This is a genomic window from Saccharothrix texasensis, from assembly GCF_003752005.1.
Taxonomy (GTDB): domain Bacteria; phylum Actinomycetota; class Actinomycetes; order Mycobacteriales; family Pseudonocardiaceae; genus Actinosynnema; species Actinosynnema texasense.
The window spans coordinates 6,359,030-6,377,153 of record NZ_RJKM01000001.1 but is presented as its reverse complement, the minus strand read 5'-3'; the positions used below and the strand labels follow the sequence as shown (position 1 = coordinate 6,377,153).

14 protein-coding genes and 1 pseudogene are annotated in these 18,124 nt (G+C 72.8%); 5 read left to right on the top strand and 10 right to left on the bottom strand.

What is annotated here, in order from left to right:
* Positions 1–44: 44 nt before the first annotated feature.
* From EDD40_RS28325 to EDD40_RS28310, 4 genes are all read right to left on the bottom strand, one after another.
* Positions 45–1,199 (bottom strand): acyl-CoA dehydrogenase family protein, encoded by a 1,155-nt coding sequence (locus EDD40_RS28325; protein ID WP_123745622.1) that lies wholly within the window; start codon positions 1,197–1,199, stop codon positions 45–47.
* 3 nt (positions 1,200–1,202) lie between these two features.
* The gene (locus tag EDD40_RS28320; RefSeq protein ID WP_123748342.1) at positions 1,203–3,119 is read right to left on the bottom strand and encodes an acetyl-CoA carboxylase biotin carboxylase subunit; all 1,917 of its coding nucleotides are present in this window, start codon (positions 3,117–3,119) and stop codon (positions 1,203–1,205) included.
* 20 nt (positions 3,120–3,139) lie between these two features.
* Entirely contained in the window at positions 3,140–4,744 is a 1,605-nt protein-coding gene (locus tag EDD40_RS28315) for a carboxyl transferase domain-containing protein (protein ID WP_123745621.1), read from the bottom strand.
* Between the two features lie 117 nt (positions 4,745–4,861).
* Positions 4,862–5,650, bottom strand: coding sequence for an SGNH/GDSL hydrolase family protein (locus tag EDD40_RS28310; RefSeq protein WP_123745620.1), 789 nt, complete (start codon positions 5,648–5,650; stop codon positions 4,862–4,864).
* A gap of 191 nt (positions 5,651–5,841) precedes the next feature.
* On the opposite strand from EDD40_RS28310, the gene EDD40_RS28305 reads away from it, so the two are divergent.
* Positions 5,842–6,426: an SACE_7040 family transcriptional regulator gene (locus EDD40_RS28305; RefSeq protein ID WP_236594503.1), complete on the top strand. Its 585-nt coding sequence runs from the start codon at positions 5,842–5,844 to the stop codon at positions 6,424–6,426.
* Positions 6,427–6,555: 129 nt separating this feature from the next.
* Positions 6,556–8,727 carry a phospholipase A2 gene (locus EDD40_RS28300; protein ID WP_123745618.1) on the top strand — a complete coding sequence of 724 codons (2,172 nt, stop codon included), beginning with the start codon at positions 6,556–6,558 and terminating at the stop codon, positions 8,725–8,727.
* Positions 8,728–8,730: 3 nt separating this feature from the next.
* Here the strand turns inward: EDD40_RS28300 and EDD40_RS44850 are convergent.
* The 4 genes and pseudogenes from EDD40_RS44850 to EDD40_RS28285 all read right to left on the bottom strand — a co-directional run.
* A pseudogene (locus tag EDD40_RS44850) lies at positions 8,731–9,546 on the bottom strand (acyltransferase family protein); the annotation flags it as partial.
* A 68-nt stretch (positions 9,547–9,614) separates the two neighbouring features.
* The gene (locus EDD40_RS28295) at positions 9,615–10,289 is read right to left on the bottom strand and encodes an alpha/beta hydrolase (protein ID WP_123745617.1); all 675 of its coding nucleotides are present in this window, start codon (positions 10,287–10,289) and stop codon (positions 9,615–9,617) included.
* 63 nt (positions 10,290–10,352) lie between these two features.
* A complete protein-coding gene (locus EDD40_RS28290) occupies positions 10,353–11,000 on the bottom strand; it encodes a response regulator (protein WP_123745616.1) in 648 nt (215 codons plus the stop codon).
* Complete coding sequence (locus EDD40_RS28285; RefSeq protein ID WP_123745615.1) at positions 10,997–12,112, bottom strand: sensor histidine kinase; 1,116 nt, start codon at positions 12,110–12,112, stop codon at positions 10,997–10,999. The genes EDD40_RS28290 and EDD40_RS28285 overlap by 4 nt, the downstream gene beginning before the upstream one ends.
* Positions 12,113–12,301: 189 nt before the next feature.
* Between EDD40_RS28285 and EDD40_RS28280 the strand changes: the two genes are divergently transcribed.
* On the top strand, positions 12,302–12,802 hold the full coding sequence (locus EDD40_RS28280; RefSeq protein WP_123745614.1) for a hypothetical protein: 501 nt from the start codon (positions 12,302–12,304) through the stop codon (positions 12,800–12,802).
* Positions 12,803–12,934: 132 nt separating this feature from the next.
* Positions 12,935–14,509 carry a cellulose binding domain-containing protein gene (locus EDD40_RS28275; RefSeq protein ID WP_123745613.1) on the top strand — a complete coding sequence of 525 codons (1,575 nt, stop codon included), beginning with the start codon at positions 12,935–12,937 and terminating at the stop codon, positions 14,507–14,509.
* On the opposite strand, the gene metX is transcribed toward EDD40_RS28275, so the two are convergent.
* Both metX and EDD40_RS28265 read right to left on the bottom strand, forming a co-directional pair.
* A complete protein-coding gene (metX, locus tag EDD40_RS28270) occupies positions 14,506–15,573 on the bottom strand; it encodes a homoserine O-acetyltransferase MetX (protein WP_123745612.1) in 1,068 nt (355 codons plus the stop codon). The two genes, EDD40_RS28275 and metX, sit on opposite strands and share 4 nt — an antisense overlap.
* Positions 15,570–16,859 carry a bifunctional o-acetylhomoserine/o-acetylserine sulfhydrylase gene (locus tag EDD40_RS28265; protein WP_123745611.1) on the bottom strand — a complete coding sequence of 430 codons (1,290 nt, stop codon included), beginning with the start codon at positions 16,857–16,859 and terminating at the stop codon, positions 15,570–15,572. Before EDD40_RS28265 ends, metX begins: the two co-directional genes overlap by 4 nt.
* A 220-nt stretch (positions 16,860–17,079) precedes the next feature.
* Here EDD40_RS28265 and EDD40_RS28260 point away from each other — a divergent pair, with 220 nt between their 5' ends.
* Positions 17,080–18,096 carry a Gfo/Idh/MocA family protein gene (locus EDD40_RS28260; protein WP_123745610.1) on the top strand — a complete coding sequence of 339 codons (1,017 nt, stop codon included), beginning with the start codon at positions 17,080–17,082 and terminating at the stop codon, positions 18,094–18,096.
* Positions 18,097–18,124: the final 28 nt, after the last annotated feature.

Genomic DNA, 18,124 nt, shown 5'->3' with positions numbered 1-18,124 from the left:
CCCCGAACGTTGGACTCTCGCGGCGTGAGCGTTGGACTCTCGGGTTAGTGGAGGCCCAGGTCGCGGGCGATCAGCATCTTCTGCACCTCGCTGGTGCCCTCGCCGATCTCCAGGATCTTGGCGTCCCGGTAGAAGCGGCCCACCGGGTACTCGTTCATGAACCCGTACCCGCCGAAGATCTGCGTCGCCTCACGCGCGTTGTCCATCGCCGCCTCCGACGACACCAGCTTCGCGATCGCCGCCTCCCGCTTGAACGGCTCGCCGCGCAGCATCTTCGCCGCCGCCTGGTAGTACGCGAGCCGCGCGGTGTGCGTGCGCGCCTCCATCTCGGCGATCTTGAACTGGATGGCCTGGTACGCGCCGATCCGGTGGCCGAACGCCTCCCGCTCACCCGCGTACTTCAGCGACTCGTCCACGCACCCCTGCGCCAGGCCGACGCCGACGGCCGCGATCGCCACCCGGCCCTCGTCCAACGTCTGCAGGAACTGCGCGTACCCCCGCCCGCGCTCGCCGACCAGGTTGGCCAGCGGCACGCGGCAGTCCTGGAAGGACAGCTCACGCGTGTCCGACGCGTTCCACCCGACCTTGGAGTACTTGCGCGACACCGAGAACCCCGGCGTGCCCGACGGCACGATGATCGCCGAGATCTCCGGCTTGCCGTTCTCCCGCCGCCCGGTCACCGCCGCCACCGTGACCAGGCCGGTGATGTCCGTGCCGGAGTTGGTGATGAACGCCTTGGTGCCGTTGATCACCCACTCGTCGCCGTCGACCCGGGCGGTGGTGCGCAGCGCGCCCGCGTCCGACCCGCCGCCGGGCTCGGTGAGCCCGAACGCGCCGAGCACCTCGCCGGCGCACAACCGGGGCAGCCAGGCCGCCTTCTGCTCGGCCGAGCCGAACCGGAACACCGGCATAGACCCCAGCGAGACGCCGGCTTCCAGCGTGATCGCCACGGACGAGTCGACCCGCGCCAGTTCTTCCAGCGCCAGGCACAACGCGAAGTAGTCGCCGCCCATCCCGCCGTGCTCCTCCGGGAACGGCAGCCCGAACAGCCCCATCCGCCCCATCTTGGCGACGATGTCGTAGGGGAACTCCTCGCGCTCGTAGAACCCGCCGATGACCGGCGCGACCTCTTCGCGGGCGAACTCCTCGACGGTCTTGCGCAACGCCTCGTATTCCTCGTCAAGGCGGAAGTCCAACATCGCTCACTCCTCGTGGGGCACGACGACGGCAAGGGGTTGGTCCAGCGCGACCTGTTGGCCCGCCTGGACGTGCACTTCGGTGAGCACGCCGGCCACGGGTGACGTGACGGTGTGCTCCATCTTCATCGCTTCGACCACGAACAGCGCCTGCCCGGCCGTCACGTGCTCGCCCCGGGCGACCCGCGCCAGGAGCACCGTGCCGGGCATGGGGCTGGTGACGGGGCCGCCGCCCGCGACGACCCCCGAGGCCGCGACCTCGGACGGCCGGGTCTCGGTGAGCGCCCACGCGTGACCGTCCCGGCCCAGCCAGAGCACGTCCCCGTCGCGGTGCATCGCGTACGGCCGGCCGTCCACGGTGAGCCTGCTGCCGTCGACCCGAACGGTGTGCCTGGACGGTTCGCCGCCCGCGACCGACACCTCGTCGCCGCGCACGCGCACCTCGACGCCGTCGATCAGCCACCGGGTCCAGGCGTGCTCGCCCACCCTCCAGCCGTCGGCCCGCGTCCACGGGTCGTCACCGCCCAGCGAGAGCTGCCGTTCCAGCGCGGCGGCGGCCAGCACCTCGTCCGGCCGCCGCACGGCCACCAGGGTGTCGAGCTTGCGCTCCACCAGACCGGTGTCGAGGTCGCCCGACCGGACGTCCGGGTCGCGCAGCAAGGCTCGCAGGAACGGGATGTTCGTGGTCACGCCGAGCACCGTGAACCGGCCCAGAGCGGCGTGCAGCCTGCGCAACGCCTCCTCGCGCGTCGCCCCGTGCGCGATCACCTTGGCCAGCATGGGGTCGTAGTCGCTGCCGACGGTCAGCCCGACCCGCAACGCGGAGTCCACCCGCACGTCGGACGGCTCCTCCAACGCGAGCACCGTCCCGCCGGTCGGCAGGAAGCCCCGTGCCGGGTCTTCCGCGTAGACGCGCGCTTCGACCGCGTGCCCGGTCATCTCCACCGACGTGAACCCGAGCGGTTCGCCCGCGGCCACCCGCAACTGCCACTCGACCAGGTCCACGCCGGTCGCGAGCTCGGTCACGGGGTGCTCGACCTGGAGCCGCGTGTTCATCTCCATGAAGAAGTAGTCACCGGACGCGCCGTCGACGATGAACTCGACCGTGCCCGCCCCGACGTACCCGACGGACCGGGCGGCCTCCACCGCCGCCGCGCCCATCGCGGCCCGCATCTCGGGCGTGACCAGCGGCGACGGCGCCTCTTCGATGATCTTCTGGTGTCGCCGCTGCAGGCTGCACTCGCGCTCGCCGAGGTGCGTCACGCCGCCGTGCGCGTCGGCCATCACCTGGATCTCGACGTGCCGCGGGTTGCCGATGAACCGCTCGATCAGCAAGGCGTCGTCGCCGAACGACCCGCGCGCCTCCCGCCGTGCCGACTCGATGGCGTCGCGCAGGCCGTCGCCGGACTCCACGAGCCGCATGCCCTTGCCGCCACCGCCGGCGGACGGCTTCAGCAGCACCGGGAACCCGATCTCGTCCGCCGCGAGCACGAGGTCGTCGTCGGTCATCCCGACCTCGGTCCGACCCGGCACCACGGGCACGCCGGCCGCCGCGACGGTCAGCTTGGCGCGGATCTTGTCGCCCATCGCCTCGATCGCCTCGGCGGGCGGCCCGATGAACACCAGCCCGGCCTTCTCGCACGCCCGCGCGAACTCCGCGTTCTCGGCGAGGAACCCGTACCCGGGGTGCACGGCCTGCGCGCCCGTCGAGAGCGCCGCCTCGACGATCCGCTCGACCGACAGGTAGCTCTCCCGCGCCGACGCGGGTCCGATCCGCACCGCGACATCCGCCATCCGCACGTGCAGCGCGTCGGCGTCCGCGTCGCTGTGGACCGCGACCGAGCGGATGCCGAACCGCCGCAGCGCGCGGATCACGCGCACCGCGATCTCGCCGCGGTTGGCCACCAGAACGCTGTCGAACATCCCTTGGCGCACCATGCCCATCACATCCGGAAGACGCCGTAGGAAACCGGCTCGATCGGGGCGTTCGCCGCCGTGGACAACGCCAGGCCCAGCACCATCCGCGTGTCGAGGGGGTCGATCACGCCGTCGTCCCAGAGCCGGGCCGTGGAGTAGTACGGGTTGCCCTGGTCCTCGTACTGCTGCCGGATCGGCGCCTTGAACGCCTCTTCGTCCTCCGCCGACCACGCGTCGCCGAGCTGGTCGCGCCGCACGGTCGCCAGCACCGAGGCCGCCTGCTCGCCGCCCATCACCGAGATGCGGGCGTTGGGCCACATCCACAGGAACCGGGGCGAGTAGGCCCGGCCGCACATCGAGTAGTTGCCCGCGCCGAACGACCCGCCGATGACCACGGTGAACTTCGGCACCCGCGCGCACGCCACCGCCGTCACCATCTTCGCGCCGTGCTTGGCGATGCCCGCCGCCTCGTACTCGCGGCCGACCATGAACCCGCTGATGTTCTGCAGGAACACCAGCGGCACGCTGCGCTGGTCGCACAGCTGGATGAAGTGCGCGCCCTTCAACGCCGACTCGCCGAACAGCACGCCGTTGTTGGCCACGATGCCGACCGGGTGGCCGTGGATCCGGGCGAACCCGGTGACCAGCGTCGCGCCGTACTCCTTCTTGAACTCCTGGAACCGGCTGCCGTCGACGATCCGGGCGATCACCTCGCGCACGTCGTAGGGCGTGCGGCTGTCGGTCGGCACGACGCCGTACAGCTCGGCGGGGTCGACGGCGGGCTCCGCGGCCGGTTCGACCTGCCACGGGCGCGGCGCGCGCGGACCCAGCGTGCTGACGATCGAGCGCACGATCCGCAGCGCGTGCGCGTCGTCCTCCGCGAGGTGGTCGGTGACGCCGGACGTGCGCGAGTGCAGTTCGCCGCCGCCCAGCTCCTCGGCTGTGACGACCTCGCCGGTCGCGGCCTTCACCAGCGGCGGGCCGCCGAGGAAGATGGTGCCCTGGCCGCGCACGATGACCGCCTCGTCCGACATCGCGGGCACGTACGCGCCGCCGGCGGTGCACGAGCCGAGCACGGCGGCGACCTGCGGGATGCCGCGGGCGGACATGGTGGCCTGGTTGAAGAAGATCCGGCCGAAGTGCTCGCGGTCGGGGAACACCTCGTCCTGCCGGGGCAGGAACGCGCCGCCGGAGTCCACCAGGTAGACGCACGGCAGGTGGTTCTGCAACGCGACCTCTTGGGCGCGCAGGTGCTTCTTCACCGTCAGCGGGTAGTAGGTGCCGCCTTTGACGGTGGCGTCGTTGGCGACGATGACGACCTCGCGGCCGGACACGCGGCCGACGCCCGTGATGACGCCGGCGGCGGGCGCTTCGTCGCCGTACATGCCGTCCGCGGCCAGCGGTGACAGCTCGAGGAACGGCGAACCGGGGTCGAGCAGCGCGTCGACCCGGTCGCGGGGCAGCAGCTTGCCGCGCTCCACGTGCCGGGTCCGTGACTTCTCCGGGCCGCCGAGGGCGGCTCGGCCGAGCTTGGCGCGCAGTTCCGCCACGAGCCGGGCGTGCTCGTCGTGGTAGCGCCGGAAGGCGTCGGCCGACTTGTCGGCCGTGCTGCGCAGCACCGGGGCGTCCATCGAACTCCTCGCGGTTAGCCGTCGTTAACCTGAGGCGATGTTAGCGCTTGTTAACTCCAGTTCACAAGCCGGAGGGGGCCGCGGGTGCGGCCCCCTCCGGTGTGACGACCGAACAGGTCAGCCCGTGACGGCGGTGAGCTGCGGCAGGTAGCCGAGGCGCTGGCCGTTGCGGTTCGGGTGGTAGGACTCCTCCACCGGCCAGGTCAGGCTGTTCATCCACCAGTCGTCGGAGCAGATCTCGTGCCCGGTGAACGGGGTGCGCAGGTCGCGGTAGGAGAACGACTTGGCGCCCGCCTGGCCGGAGATCACCTGGTGCAGGGTGTCGGCGGCGGAGTTGATCGCCGCGCGCTTGGTGTCGCTCAGGCCGACCGAGCAGCTGCCCGGCACCTTGTAGAGCCGCGGGTAGCCGAGCACGACGACCGTGGCGGACGGCGCGCGGGTGCGGATCTGCGTGTAGACGTTGTCCAGCAGGGCGGGCAGGGTGCCCGTGGCGTAGGCCTTGGCCTGGTTGACCCGGGTGGTGCAGGTCGAGTCGGAGCCGAAGGTGCAGGCGGTGATCACGTCGGTGAAGCCGGCGTCGTTCCCACCGATCGAGATGCTGACCAGGGAGGTCGTCGCACTCAGGGCGCTGACCTGGTTGGCGAGCACGTCACCGGTCTTGGCGCCGGAGCAGGCGACGAACTTGAACGACGCGGGCGCGTGCGACGCCGCCCAGAGGGCCGGGTAGCTGTACTGGCTGCGCTTGCAGCTACCGGAGTCGCTGTAGTACGAGCCGGTGCCCGTTCCGGACGAGTAGGAGTCGCCGAGCGCGACGTAGTTGGCGGCGGCGGCTTCCGCCGGCACGACGAGTGCCAGCGTGGCGACGAGTGCCAGCGCCGCGCTGGACAGGGTTCGGACAAGGCGCATCGGAGCCTCCCGGAGGGAAACAACGCAGGGTGTGATGCGGAGCACAACAAGGGTTACCAGTAAGTAGTCCTATATAAAAAGAGTGGGTCAAGAGTTAACTACGCGTTTCGGCCACTGGTCGGTGATCGCGCGGCGACGGCCAGGTTAACGCCCGTTTACGTGGACTGGGCTGGGCGTTTAAGATGGGCCGCGTGTCAGCCGAGCCAGCGAAGCAAACCCGCCGCGACCAGATCCTGGCCGCCGCCGCCGAACTGTTCGCCCGGCACGGCTTCCACGGCGTCGGCATCGACGACATCGGCGCCGCCGTGGGGATTTCCGGGCCGGCGCTGTACCGCCACTTCCGCAGCAAGGACGCGATGCTCGGCGAGATGCTGACGTCCATCAGCGAACGGCTGCTGGACGGCGGGCTGAACCGGGTGGCCGCCTCCGGCGACCCGGCGCACGCGCTGCGGGAATTGATCCGGTGGCACGTCGACTTCGCGTTGGACGACCCCGCGCTGATCACCGTGCAGATCCGCAACCTGGCGAACCTGACCGACCCGGACCGGCGGCGGGTGCGGGCGCTCCAGCGGCGCTACGTCGAGGTGTGGGTGGAGACGATCCGCAAGACGTCGCCGGAAGTGGACGAGCCGACCGCCCGTGCGGCGGCGCACGCCGTGTTCGGCCTGATCAACTCCACGCCGCACAGCGCCCACCTGGACCGCGACCAGATGGCGGCACTGCTGTCGCAGATGGCGCTGGCGTCGTTGTCGGGAGCGCTGCCCGTCCAGCCGTGACGTGCCGGGACGGCGCGGGTCGCGTGTGCCGAGCGTTCAACTCGGGTGTTCCGAACGTAGGACACACGCGTTCCGAACGTAGGACTCTCGCGGGCTGGGGGTAGGACTCTCGCGTACGCTCGGCTACCGATGGGTGACGTGGCGGTGAACACCACCGGGGGGTGGCCGGGGCTCCGGTTGCTCGCCCGTCTGCCCGCCTGGTTCCGGTTCGTGCTCGTGGCGCTCGCCGTGTTCGTGTGCGGCGTGATCGCGTCCAGGCCGGCGGGCGCGACGGACACCTCGCCGCTCAAGGGCGACGTCGCGGTCGCGGCGAAGGCCGTCGAGGCGATGGCCCACCCCGACGCGGTGAACCCGCTCCTGGAGTTCCCGGCCGACTTCGGCGAAGTCACCAAGCGCCGACCCGTGGTGGTCGTCGGGGCCGACGGGTCCGCCCGGGCCATCGACCCGAACGGCGGCTGCTCCGGGCCCGCCGGGGACACCGAGTGGGACTTCGGCACCGGCTGCAAGGCCCACGACCTGGGCTACGACCTGCTCCGCTACGCCGAGCACAAGGGCCGCCCGCTCGGCCCGGACGCCCGCAAGTCCCTCGACGCCCGCCTCGCCCACGACATGCACGCCCAGTGCGAGGTCAACCCGCGCGGCCATGCGGCCCGGTGCCACGCGACCGCCCAGCTCTACGCGGCGGGCCTGGAGTTCAACTCGTGGCGGCAGCGCTGGGGACCGCCCGGTCACGAGCCCGTCCTCGCGTGGGGCTTCGGCAGCGCGGTCGTGGTGTTCCTCCTGCTCGCCCGCCTGCCCGGCCTGGCCGACCGCCGCAGGCACGGCGCGGGTCCCGACGACCCCGTCGACGCGCCCCGGCCACGGGCCACCCCCGACCGCTACGCCACGTTCCTGCGGCTCGGCGCGCTCGCCCTGGTGGTGATCGGGCAGTCGCTGATCACCGTCCTGCACTGGGCGGGCGTGAGCGCGACCTGGCTGTGGCTGCTCACCTGGGCGTTGCAGGCCATCCCGGTCTTCTACTTCGCGGGCGGCCACGCCAACCTCGTCGGCTGGCACGCCGTGCAGGCCGAGCAGGGCGGCTACGGCCGCTACCTGGCCGCGCGCATCACCTGGCTGCTGCGGCCCGTGCTGGCGTTCGTGCTGGCCTGGCTGGTCCTCCCGCTGCCGCTCGAACTGCTCGACGTGGACAAGTCGCGGGTGGAGATGTTCGGCCGGCTCATCGCGCACCCGCTGTGGTTCCTGGGCCTGTACCTGGTCGCGGTCGCCGCCACCCCCGTCATGGCCTGGCTGCACCGCCACGCCCGCCTGGTCACGCCGGTCGCGCTGGTCGCCGCCATGATCGTGGTCGACCTGGCCCGCATCGGCTTCCCCTGGCGCCCCGGCGGCTACCTCAACCTGGTGCTGGGCGCGCTGCTGCTGCAACAGCTCGGCTTCCACTACGCCGACGGCAGCCTGCACCGCGTCCCGCGCAAGGTGCTCGGCGTCCTCGCGCTCGCCGCCGTGCCCGTGCTGCTCGCGCTGATCACGTTCGGCGGCTACCCGCGCACGATGATGCCGCTGCCCGGCGAGGGCAGCTCGAACCTCAGCCCGCCCACCGTGTGCCTGCTCGTGCTCGGCCTGGCCCAGATCTGCCTGGTGCTGCTGCTCAAGCCCCGCGTCACGGCCTGGCTCGCGGGCAGCAGGCCGTGGCGGGTGGTCGAGTTCGCCCGGACCGCGCCGATGACGGTCTACCTCGGCTACCTCACCGTGCTGGCCGCCGTGATCGGCGTGCTGGGCCTGCTGGACTCACCGGCCGCGTTCGACTGGGTCGCCACCAAACCGCGCTGGCTGGCCGTGCTGGTGCTGCTGCTCCTGCCCGTCCTGGCGGTGTTCCACCGCTTCGAGCGCAACGCCGCGCTCAGCCCCAGCCGCACCCGCGAGACCCACCGCACCCGGCTCGCGGTCACCCTCGGCGCCGGCTACGGCGTGCTCGGCGTCCTCGGGTTCGTGGTCACCGGGTTCGCGGGCGCGGCGGGCACGCTGGTCGTGTTCAAGGTCGACCCGCTGCAGAACCTGATCCACCTGCTGCTGGGCTGGTACCTGCTGCACACCGCGCACGCCGGCACGTGCCACGGCCGGCGTCCCTGGCTGCTCACCGCGCTGGCCTGCGTGCCGGCGCTGCTGGTGCTCGAGCCGACCGGCGCGATGGTCGTGCTGCACGTCGCGACGATCGCCGCCGCCCTGGCCGCGGCGGTACCGAAGCAGGACCAGGCACACGCAGGCGAACACCGGCAGCCACGTCCCGCGCTCCAGCACCCATAGGGCATCGGACGGCGGCGTGTGCAGGCCGCGCAACGAGCCGAACGCGGAACCGGCCAACGTCACCACCAGCACCGCGCTCTGGTGCACCAGGAAGATCGGCAACGCCCGCGCGTTCAGCGCCCGCGCGAGCGGCCGCCGGGCCAGGGACGCCGGCCGGACCAGCAGCACCAGACCCACCTGCGCCAGCGCCAGGGCCAGCGCGGCGGCCGACGGCGGCGACAGGTTCGACTCCGCCGCGCCGGGCACGCCGACCGCGCTCACCGGGTACCCGGCGGCCAGCAGCGACGCGAACGCCACCCCGCCGCCCACGGCCAACGCCGCACCCCACGAACGGCGGTGACCCCGCTGGGCCGCGAGCACGCCCACCTGCCACGGCGCCCACCACACCGCGACCACGTTCACCCAGCCGACCTCCACCCAGCCGACGTCCACGGCGACCAGCACGACCGGGATCACCACGCCCCACCACCCCAGTCGCCGGAGCAACGGCGTGCAGGCCGACAGCACGACGTACACGCCGAGGAACCACAGCGGCGTCACGACGAGGTACCCGACGGTCATCACGGTCTGCTGCGACAACCCGCGCATCGACAGTCCGAACAGGACCGCCGCCCACGCGCCGAGCAGCACCGCCACCGGCGGCACGAGCTTGCGCACCCGCGACCACCACGGCGCGCCCGAGCGCACCGCGCCGAACCCGCCGGTGAAGAAGAACAGCCCCAACGTCTGGAGCACCCAGGTCGCCGGCGCCAGCTCCGGCATCCACCGCAGCGGGCTGTCGACCACCAGCCCGTCACCCGTCAGCACCACGGCCGTCACCAGCCAGTGCCCCAGCACGACGCCGGCGATGGCGACGGCCCGCGTCGCGTCGACCACCGGATCCCGGCTCACGGCGTCTCCCCCGCCGCGATCCGGGCCAGGGCGCGCAACGACGCCGTGCCCTCCCGGAAGTACTCGTCGTGCCCGATGTCGCCGACGTCGAGCACCCGCGCGCCGAACGCCGGGTCGACCGGGTCGGCGCCGTGCCCCAGGTCGCCCAGCCGCACCGCCGGCACCCAGCGCGTCCAGTCCCGGCCGCCGCGCGCCGCCCAGACCCGCGCGCCGGACGTGACGGCGTCCACCCGCACGCCGGGCGACCCGAGGAGCACCACGTCGTCCACGGTCGGCTGGGCCAGCCCGCACACCACGGACCCGTAGCTGTGGCACAGCAGGTGCACGTGCCCCGGCAACGTCCGCACGTACTCGTCCAGCGCGACCGCGCCCGCCCGCGCCAACCGGCCGCCCGCCGCGTCCACGCCAAGCCCGGACGGCGTCCGGTACCCCAGCCACGCGACCACCGCGACGTCGTCCCGCCCCACGGCGGCGTGCAGGTCGCGCGCCATCCGCCCGACCGTCGCGCCGAACCGGCGTCCGTCCACATCGGACCCGGGAACCACGACGGCGACGTGCGCGGCCCGGGAGAGGTCGCCGTGCACCTCGATCCGGGGCGTGAACGGCGGCGGGTCGCCACCCGGCACCGCCAGGACCAGCAGCGCGGCCACCAACGCGATCTTCTTCGGCATGGCGTCGAAGCTAGGGAGACCACGCCGCGCGGATCGTCACCCCGCGGTGCCGATCCCGAGGCCCTACCCGGGTACCACGAGGCCGGACTCGTAGGCCGCGATCACGGCTTGCGCGCGGTCGCGCAGGCCGAGCTTCATCAGCACCCGGCTCACGTGCGTCTTCACCGTCTGCTCGGCCAGCACCAGGTGCGCGGCGATCTCGCCGTTCGACAGGCCCTGCGCGATCAGCCCCAGCACCTCGGTCTCCCGCTCGGTCAACGCGGACAGCGCGGCGGGCTTGACCGCCCGCACCGGCTGCGCCTTCACGAAGTCCTCGATGAGCCGCTTGGTCACCGAGGGCGCCAGCAGGGCCTCGCCGCGCGCCACCACCCGCACCGCGGCCAGCAGCTCGCTCGCGGGCGCGTGCTTGAGCAGGAACCCGCTCGCACCGGCCCGCAACGCCTCGTAGACGTAGTCGTCGAGGTCGAACGTGGTCAGCACGAGCACCTTGACCGGGTCGTCGGCCAGCAGCCTGGTCGCGGTCAGCCCGTCCATCTCCGGCATCCGCACGTCCATCAGCACCACGTCCGGCCGCAGCCGGCGGACCTCGCCGACGGCGGCGACGCCGTCGCCGGCCGACCCGACCACGCTGATGTCCGGCTGGGCGTCCAGCAGCGCGGAGAAGCCCTCGCGCACCATCTCCTGGTCGTCCGCCACCAGCACCCGGATCATCGCCGGCCCACCGGAACCGTCGCCCGCACCGCGAACCCCCCGTCCGGGGTCGGTTCGGCGGTCAGCGAACCGCCGTGCACCGCCACCCGTTCCCGCATGCCCCTGAGCCCGTGCCCGCCGCCACCGCCGAGCGACGGCCCTCCCGCCGTGTTCCGCACGACGACCCGCAGCTCGTCGTCGACCAGGTCGACGGCCACCGACGTGGTCGAGCCGGGCGCGTGGCGACCGGCGTTCGTGAGCGCCTCCTGCACGATCCGGTACGCGGTCAGGCCGACCGCCTCCGGCACCTCGGCGTCGGTGACGGCCGCGTCGGCGTGCAGCGACCTGATGTCGGCCAGCCCCGGCTGCGGCGTCCGGTCGGCCTGCCGGCCGGACTCCCGGAGCACGCCGAGCAGCTGCTGCATGTCGGTGATCGCGGCCCGGGCCGCCGCGCCCAGCTCGGCGAACTCCCGCTCGCCCGCCTCGGGCAGGTCCGCGATCCGGTAGGGCGCGGTCTCGCACCGGACCACCACCAGCGACATGTGGTGCGCGACCACGTCGTGCATCTCGCGGGCGATCCGGGCGCGCTCGACCAGCGCCGCCTTCTCGTCCTGCTCCGCGTGGAACCGCCGCTCGGCCCGGCCGCGCGCGCCCACCGCGTACCCGAGCACGAGCACCACCAGCAGCAGGGCGATGGCCTGCAGGACGTCGGCGCCCTGGTCCATCGAGAGCAGCACGGCGCACGTGATCGACGCCACGAGCAGCACGACCCGGCCGCGGTGCGCGGTCGCGACCGCCAGCAGCACCGGCACGTACCACCACCACTGCCAGCTGCCCAGGACCGACGGCTCGGACGGCATCAGCAGCCGGGTGGCCACCAGGCCGGCCGTGGCCAGCCGCCACGCCACGAGCGTGGAGCGCAGGGTCAGCGCGGTGCTGCCGGCGACGACGGCGAACAGCAGCGGCCACCAGCCGTCCGGGTCCTCCACCGTGACGTAGTCCGAGCTCACCCCCGTCGCGATGATCAGGCCGTAGAGCAGCACGAGCGCCACCAGCGGGTGGCGGAAGCGGAAGCCGTCGAAGACCCGCGACCGGTCGCGGAACAGCACGACCTGGAGGACAGTGCGGATCACGGCCCCGATGCTAGGCGGCGGGACCGCGTCGGCACATGCCACCGGGGTCTGTCATACCCGGGTACGACGCGCCCGACCGCGCCATACCCGAGAGGCGGCGCGCCGGACAAGCCGTTGCGGTGGGCGAACGCCACCGGGTAGGCAATATGCAGAGCTGTGCGCCCCTACTCCGTGTTGGAAGATGGCTGAATGCACCCGCAGCAAGATCCGGATCGCTGGTCGCGGCTCCAGGCCGTGGCCGGTGAGGCCCTGACCGCAGCCAAGGTCGGGGAGGACGCGGTCGCGGTCGACCTCGTCACCGGGTACCTCAGCGGCTCGCCCGAGGGCAACGAGGAGATCCGGGAGCTGGTGCTCCTGCTGTTCTCCGAGTGCAGCGGCATGGTCGCCGCGCTCGGCTCGGGCGGTGCGACCCCGGTCAAGATGCAGGTCTTCGACGAGGACGGGCAGGAGGTGCCGATCGACGACGCCGACCCGCCGGTGCGCACCGCGATCCGCACGCTGCTCGCCGAGGTGCACGGCGACCAGGAGGCCGCGGCCGAGCAGATCGAGATCGCGCTGGCCAACGGGCAGCCGCAGGAGCTGGCCACGGTGGTGCTCCAGGCCCTGCGGTGGACGGTGAAGCTGGCCGTGGAGTGCGGCCTGCGCGACCTGCCCGTGTCGCCGTGGATCGCGACCGCCCTGGACGAATAGTCCCCTTCGCCCGGTTCCGCCGCGCCTCCGAGCCGGCAGAACAGTAAAGAGCCTTGCCTTTTTATTTGGTCTAGACCACTCTCCGAGGTGGGCGCGATTCACCCTGCCGATCCCGCCGAGGAGGACCCCTTCATGTCACGACGAGCGCTGTCACGGCGCACGAGCGCGCTGCTCGCAGCAGGCGCGATAGCCGTAGGTTCGCTGATCGTCGGCCCGGCCGCGCAAGCGGCGCCGGGCGTCACCGCCACCTTCGCCAAGACCCAGGACTGGGGCACCGGCTTCGAGGCCAAGTTCACCGTCGCCAACGGCGGACCGTCCGCCATCAGCTCCTGGCGCATCGAGTTCGACCTGCCCGCGGGCACCTCGCTCGGGTCGTACTGGGACGCACTTGTCACCCGAACGGGTGATCATTACGTGGCGTCCAACCGCGAGTACAACGGCGCCCTGGGCGTCGGCGCGTCGGCGAGCTTCGGCTTCGTCGGCACCGGTTCCGGCGCGCCGCTCAACTGCACCGTCAACGGGGCTCCCTGCACCGGTGGCGGCGGCGGCGACACGGTCGCGCCCGGAGCGCCCGGCTCCCTGCGCGTCACCGGCACCACCAGCAACTCCGTCTCCCTGTCCTGGACCGCGTCGACCGACAACGTCGGCGTGACCGCGTACGACGTGTACCGGGGCACGTCGGTCGCCACCACCGTCACGGGCACCACGGCCACCGTGACCGGCCTGAACGCCTCCACCGCGTACACCTTCGCGGTGCGCGCGCGCGACGCCGCGTCGAACACCTCCGGCCCGTCGAACCAGGTCTCCGCGACCACCCAGCCGGGCACCAACCCGACCGGCGGACGCGGCGCGCCCTACCTGTTCCTCGGCTGGGGCAACCCGCCCGCGCCGGCCACGATCATGAGCGCCACCGGCGTCAAGTGGTTCACCATGGCGTTCGTGCTGTCGTCCGGCGGCTGCAACCCCGCGTGGGACGGCAACCGGCCGCTGGCCGGCGGCATCGACGCGCAGGCCATCCAGCAGATCCGCGCGGCCGGCGGTGACGTCGTGCCGTCGTTCGGCGGGTGGAGCGGCAACAAGCTCGGCCCGAACTGCTCGACCCCGCAGGCGCTGGCCGGCGCGTACCAGCAGGTCATCAACGCCTACGGGCTCAAGGCCATCGACATCGACATCGAGAACACCGACGAGTTCGAGAACGCCGCCGTGCAGGACCGGATCCTGGAGGCGCTCAAGATCGTCAAGGCGGCCAACCCGGGCATCCAGACGATCGTCACGTTCGGCACCACGACCACCGGCCCGAACTCGTGGGGCAACCGGCTGATCGAGCGGGCGGCGGCGATCGGCGCGGGCGTCGACGTGTTCACGATCATGCCGTTCGACTTCGGCAGCTCGAACATCGGCACGGACACGATCAACGCCGCCACCGGGCTGAAGAACAAGCTGAAGACCACGTTCGGGTGGTCGGACGCGCAGGCGTTCGGGCACGTCGGCATCTCGGGCATGAACGGCCTGTCCGACCAGCGCGAGGTGACGACCGCCCAGACGTGGACGCAGCTGCGCGACTGGTCGAAGTCCAACGGGCTGGCCCGGTTCGCGTTCTGGGCGGTCAACCGCGACCGCGGCGGGTGCGACGGCCAGGTGTCGTCCACGTGCAGCGGCATCCCGCAGGCCGACTGGGAGTTCACCCGCATCACGGCCGGGTTCTAGCCGGTTCCGAGCAGTTCCGAGACCAGCTTCGACACCTGGTCGACCTCGATGAGGAACGCGTCGTGGCCGTAGGGCGAGGTCACCACGCGCAGGTCGCCGGCGCCGGGCACGGCGTCGGCGACCTCGGCCTGCTGCCGCAGCGGGTACAGGCGGTCGGAGTCGATGCCCGCCACCAGGGTCCTCGCCGTGACCCGGCGCAGCGCGGCCCGCACACCGCCGCGCCCGCGCCCCACGTCGTGGCTGTTCATGGCCTCGGTGAGGGTGGCGTAGCTGGCCGGGTCGAACCGGCGGACCAGCTTGTCCGCGTGGTGGTCCAGGTAGGACTCCACCTGGAACCGGCCGTCCGCGCGCTTCTCGCGGCCGAACCGGGCGGTCAGCTCCGCCTCGCCCCGGTAGCCGACGTGCGCGATCCGGCGGGCCACGCCGAGGCCGCCGACCGGGTCGAGCCGGATGGCGTGCAGCTGGGCGGACGCCAGCGCGATGTGCTCGGCCGTGGACGCCGCCGGCGCGGCCAGCACGAGCAGTGCGCGCACCCGGTCGGGCTCGGACACCGCCCACTCCAGCGCCCGCATCCCGCCCATGGAGCCGCCCAGCACGGCGGCCCACGCGTCGACGCCCAGCGCGTCGGCCAGCAGCACCTCGGCGGCCACCTGCGTGCGCACCGTGAGGCGGGGGAACCGCGGGCCCCACGGCCTGCCGTCCGGCGCGGTCGCCCACGGCCCCGTGGTGCCCTGGCAGCCGCCCAGCACGTTCGGCGCGACCACGAACCAGCGCTCGGGGTCCAGCGCCCGCCCCGGCCCGACCAGCCCGTCCCACCAGCCGGGCGTGGGGTGGCCCGGTCCGGCCGGGCCCGCCACGTGGCTGTCGCCGGTCAGGGCGTGCAGCACCAGCACCGCGTTCGACCGGTCCGCGTTCAGCGCGCCCCAGGTCTCGTAGGCGATCGACAGGCCGGGCAGACCGGGCAGCGCGCCGCCGCGCAACCACCGGCGTCGCCCGTTCGGGTCCCCCTCCCGCCACCCGCCGGCGGTGGGAGGGGTCTTCCCGGAAGTGGACCCGTGGCTCACCGCACCGACTTGGCGGCGCGGAACCCCGCCTCCAGGTCGGCTTTGAGGTCCTCCACGCCCTCGATGCCCACCGACAGCCGCACCAGGCCGGGCGTGACCCCGGAGACGACCTGCTGCTCGGGCGTGAGCTGGCTGTGCGTGGTGCTGGCCGGGTGGGCGATGAGGCTGCGCACGTCGCCGATGTTCACCAGCTGGCTGAACAGCTCCACGCCGTCCACGAACGCCCGACCCGCCGCCACGCCGCCGTGCAGCTCGAACGACACCACGCCGCCCGCGCCGGTCGGCAGGTACTTCTGCGCCAACCCGTGCCAGGGGCTCGACGGCAGGCCCGCGTAGTGCACCTTCGCCACCTCGTCGCGCGCCTCCAGCCACCGGGCCAGCTCCAGCGCGTTCGAGGAGTGCTTGTCGATGCGCAGCGACAGCGTCTCGATGCCCTGGATGATCAGGAAGCTGGTCAGCGGCGCGATGGCGGCGCCGGTGTCGCGCAGGCCCTGCACCCGCAGCTTCGCGGCGAACGCGCCGTGCCCGAGCGCGGGCCAGTACCGCAGTCCGTGGTAGCTGGGGTCGGGGTCGTTGAAGTCCGGGAACCTCGCCGCGTCGGAGTACTCGAACGTGCCGCCGTCCACGACCACGCCCGCGACCGCGGTGCCGTGCCCGCCGAGGTACTTCGTGGCCGAGTGGACCACGATGTCCGCGCCGTGCTCGATCGGCCGCACGAGGTAGGGCGTGGGCACGGTGTTGTCCACCACCAGCGGCACGCCCGCCGCGTGCGCCACCTCGGCGACCGCCGCGATGTCCAGCACGGTGCTGCGCGGGTTGGCCAGCGACTCGGCGAAGAACAGCTTGGTGTTCGGCCGCACGGCGGCGCGCCAGGCGTCCAGGTCGTCGGGGTCGTCCACGAAGGACACCTCGATGCCCAGCTTGGGCAGCGTGTAGTGGAACAGGTTGTAGGTGCCGCCGTAGAGGGAGGCGCTGGAGACCAGGTGGTCGCCGGCGCGGGCGAGGTTGAGCACGGTGGCGGTCTCGGCGGCCTGGCCCGACGCGAACGCCACCGCCGCCACGCCGCCCTCCAGCGCGGCGACCCGCTGCTCGAGCACGTCCTGCGTGGGGTTGTTGATGCGGGTGTAGATGTTGCCCGGCTCGGCCAGGCTGAACAGCGCCTCGCCGTGCGCGGAGTCGCGGAACACGAACGACGTGGTCTGGTAGATCGGGGTGGCACGCGCGCCGGTCGTGGGGTCCGGCGCGGCGCCGGAGTGGACCTGCTTGGTGTCGAAGGACCAGGACATGCTGTGGTGGCTCCTTGTCTGGCTCTGGGTTTTCCGGCACGCCGAAGACACCGGTCGTGCGGGTTTGTCGGGCTGGATCAGCCGAGGCGACAAGCCGTGCTGCTGACGCGCACGCGGTCCACGTGCCGACGGGCCACCAGCGGGATCATGCGCTGAACGTAGCGGTGGGTCACCGTCCACGACAGGGCGTCCACGACTTGGGACGCTTAGGGTTCGGTGCATGCGCACCGCACTGATCGGCTACGGGCTCGGCGGAGCCGCCTTCCACGCACCGTTCCTGTCCACCACGCCCGGCTTGGCGCTGGCCGCCGTCGTCACCGGCAACCCCGAGCGGCGGGCCGAGGTGGCGTCCCGCTACCCGGAGGCCGAGCTGATCGCGTCCGTGGACGAGGTGTGGCGGCGCGCCGACGAGTTCGACCTGGTCGTGGTGACCACGCCGAACCGGCACCACGCCGCGCACGCGCGGGCCGCGCTGGAGCACGGGCTGAACGTCGTGGTGGACAAGCCGTTCGCGCCGTCGGCCGCGCGGGCGCGGGAGCTGGCGGACCTGGCGGCGGCCCGGGGGTTGCTGCTGGCTCCGTTCCACAACCGGCGCTGGGACGGTGACTTCCGCACGGTGGCGCGGCTGGTGCGCGAGGGCGCGTTGGGGCGGGTGCACCGGTTCGAGTCGCGGTTCGAGCGGTGGCGGCCGGAGGTCCGGGAGGGGTGGAAGGAGTCCGGCGACCCGGCCGACCTGGGCAGCATCGTGTTCGACCTGGGCACGCACCTGGTGGACCAGGCGGTGGCGCTGTTCGGGCGCCCGACGCGCGTGTACGCGGAGGTGCGGACGTTGCGCGCCGGCGCGCGGGCGCACGACGACGCGTTCCTGGCGCTGACCCACCCGTCCGGCGCGGTGTCGCACCTGTGGGCGTCGGCGCTGGCGGCGTCGCAGGGGCCGCGGTTCCGGGTCTTGGGCGACCGGTCGGCGTACGTGAAGCACGGGATGGACCCGCAGGAGGAGGCGTTGAAGGCGGGCGCGGTGCCCGGCGGGGAGGGGTGGGGCGAGGACCCGGTGGAGCAGTGGGGCGTGCTCGGGACGGAGCCGGTGCGCACCGAGCCGGGGGCCTACCAGGACTTCTACGCGGCCGTCGCCGCTGGTCAGGCGCCGGTGCCGGTGGCCGACGCGGTCGCCGGGCTGGACGTGGTCGAGGCGGCGTTCGAGTCGGCCCGTTCGGGTGGGGTCGTCTCGCTCGCCTGAGCGTCTTGCTTCCCGAATCTCTCAGTGA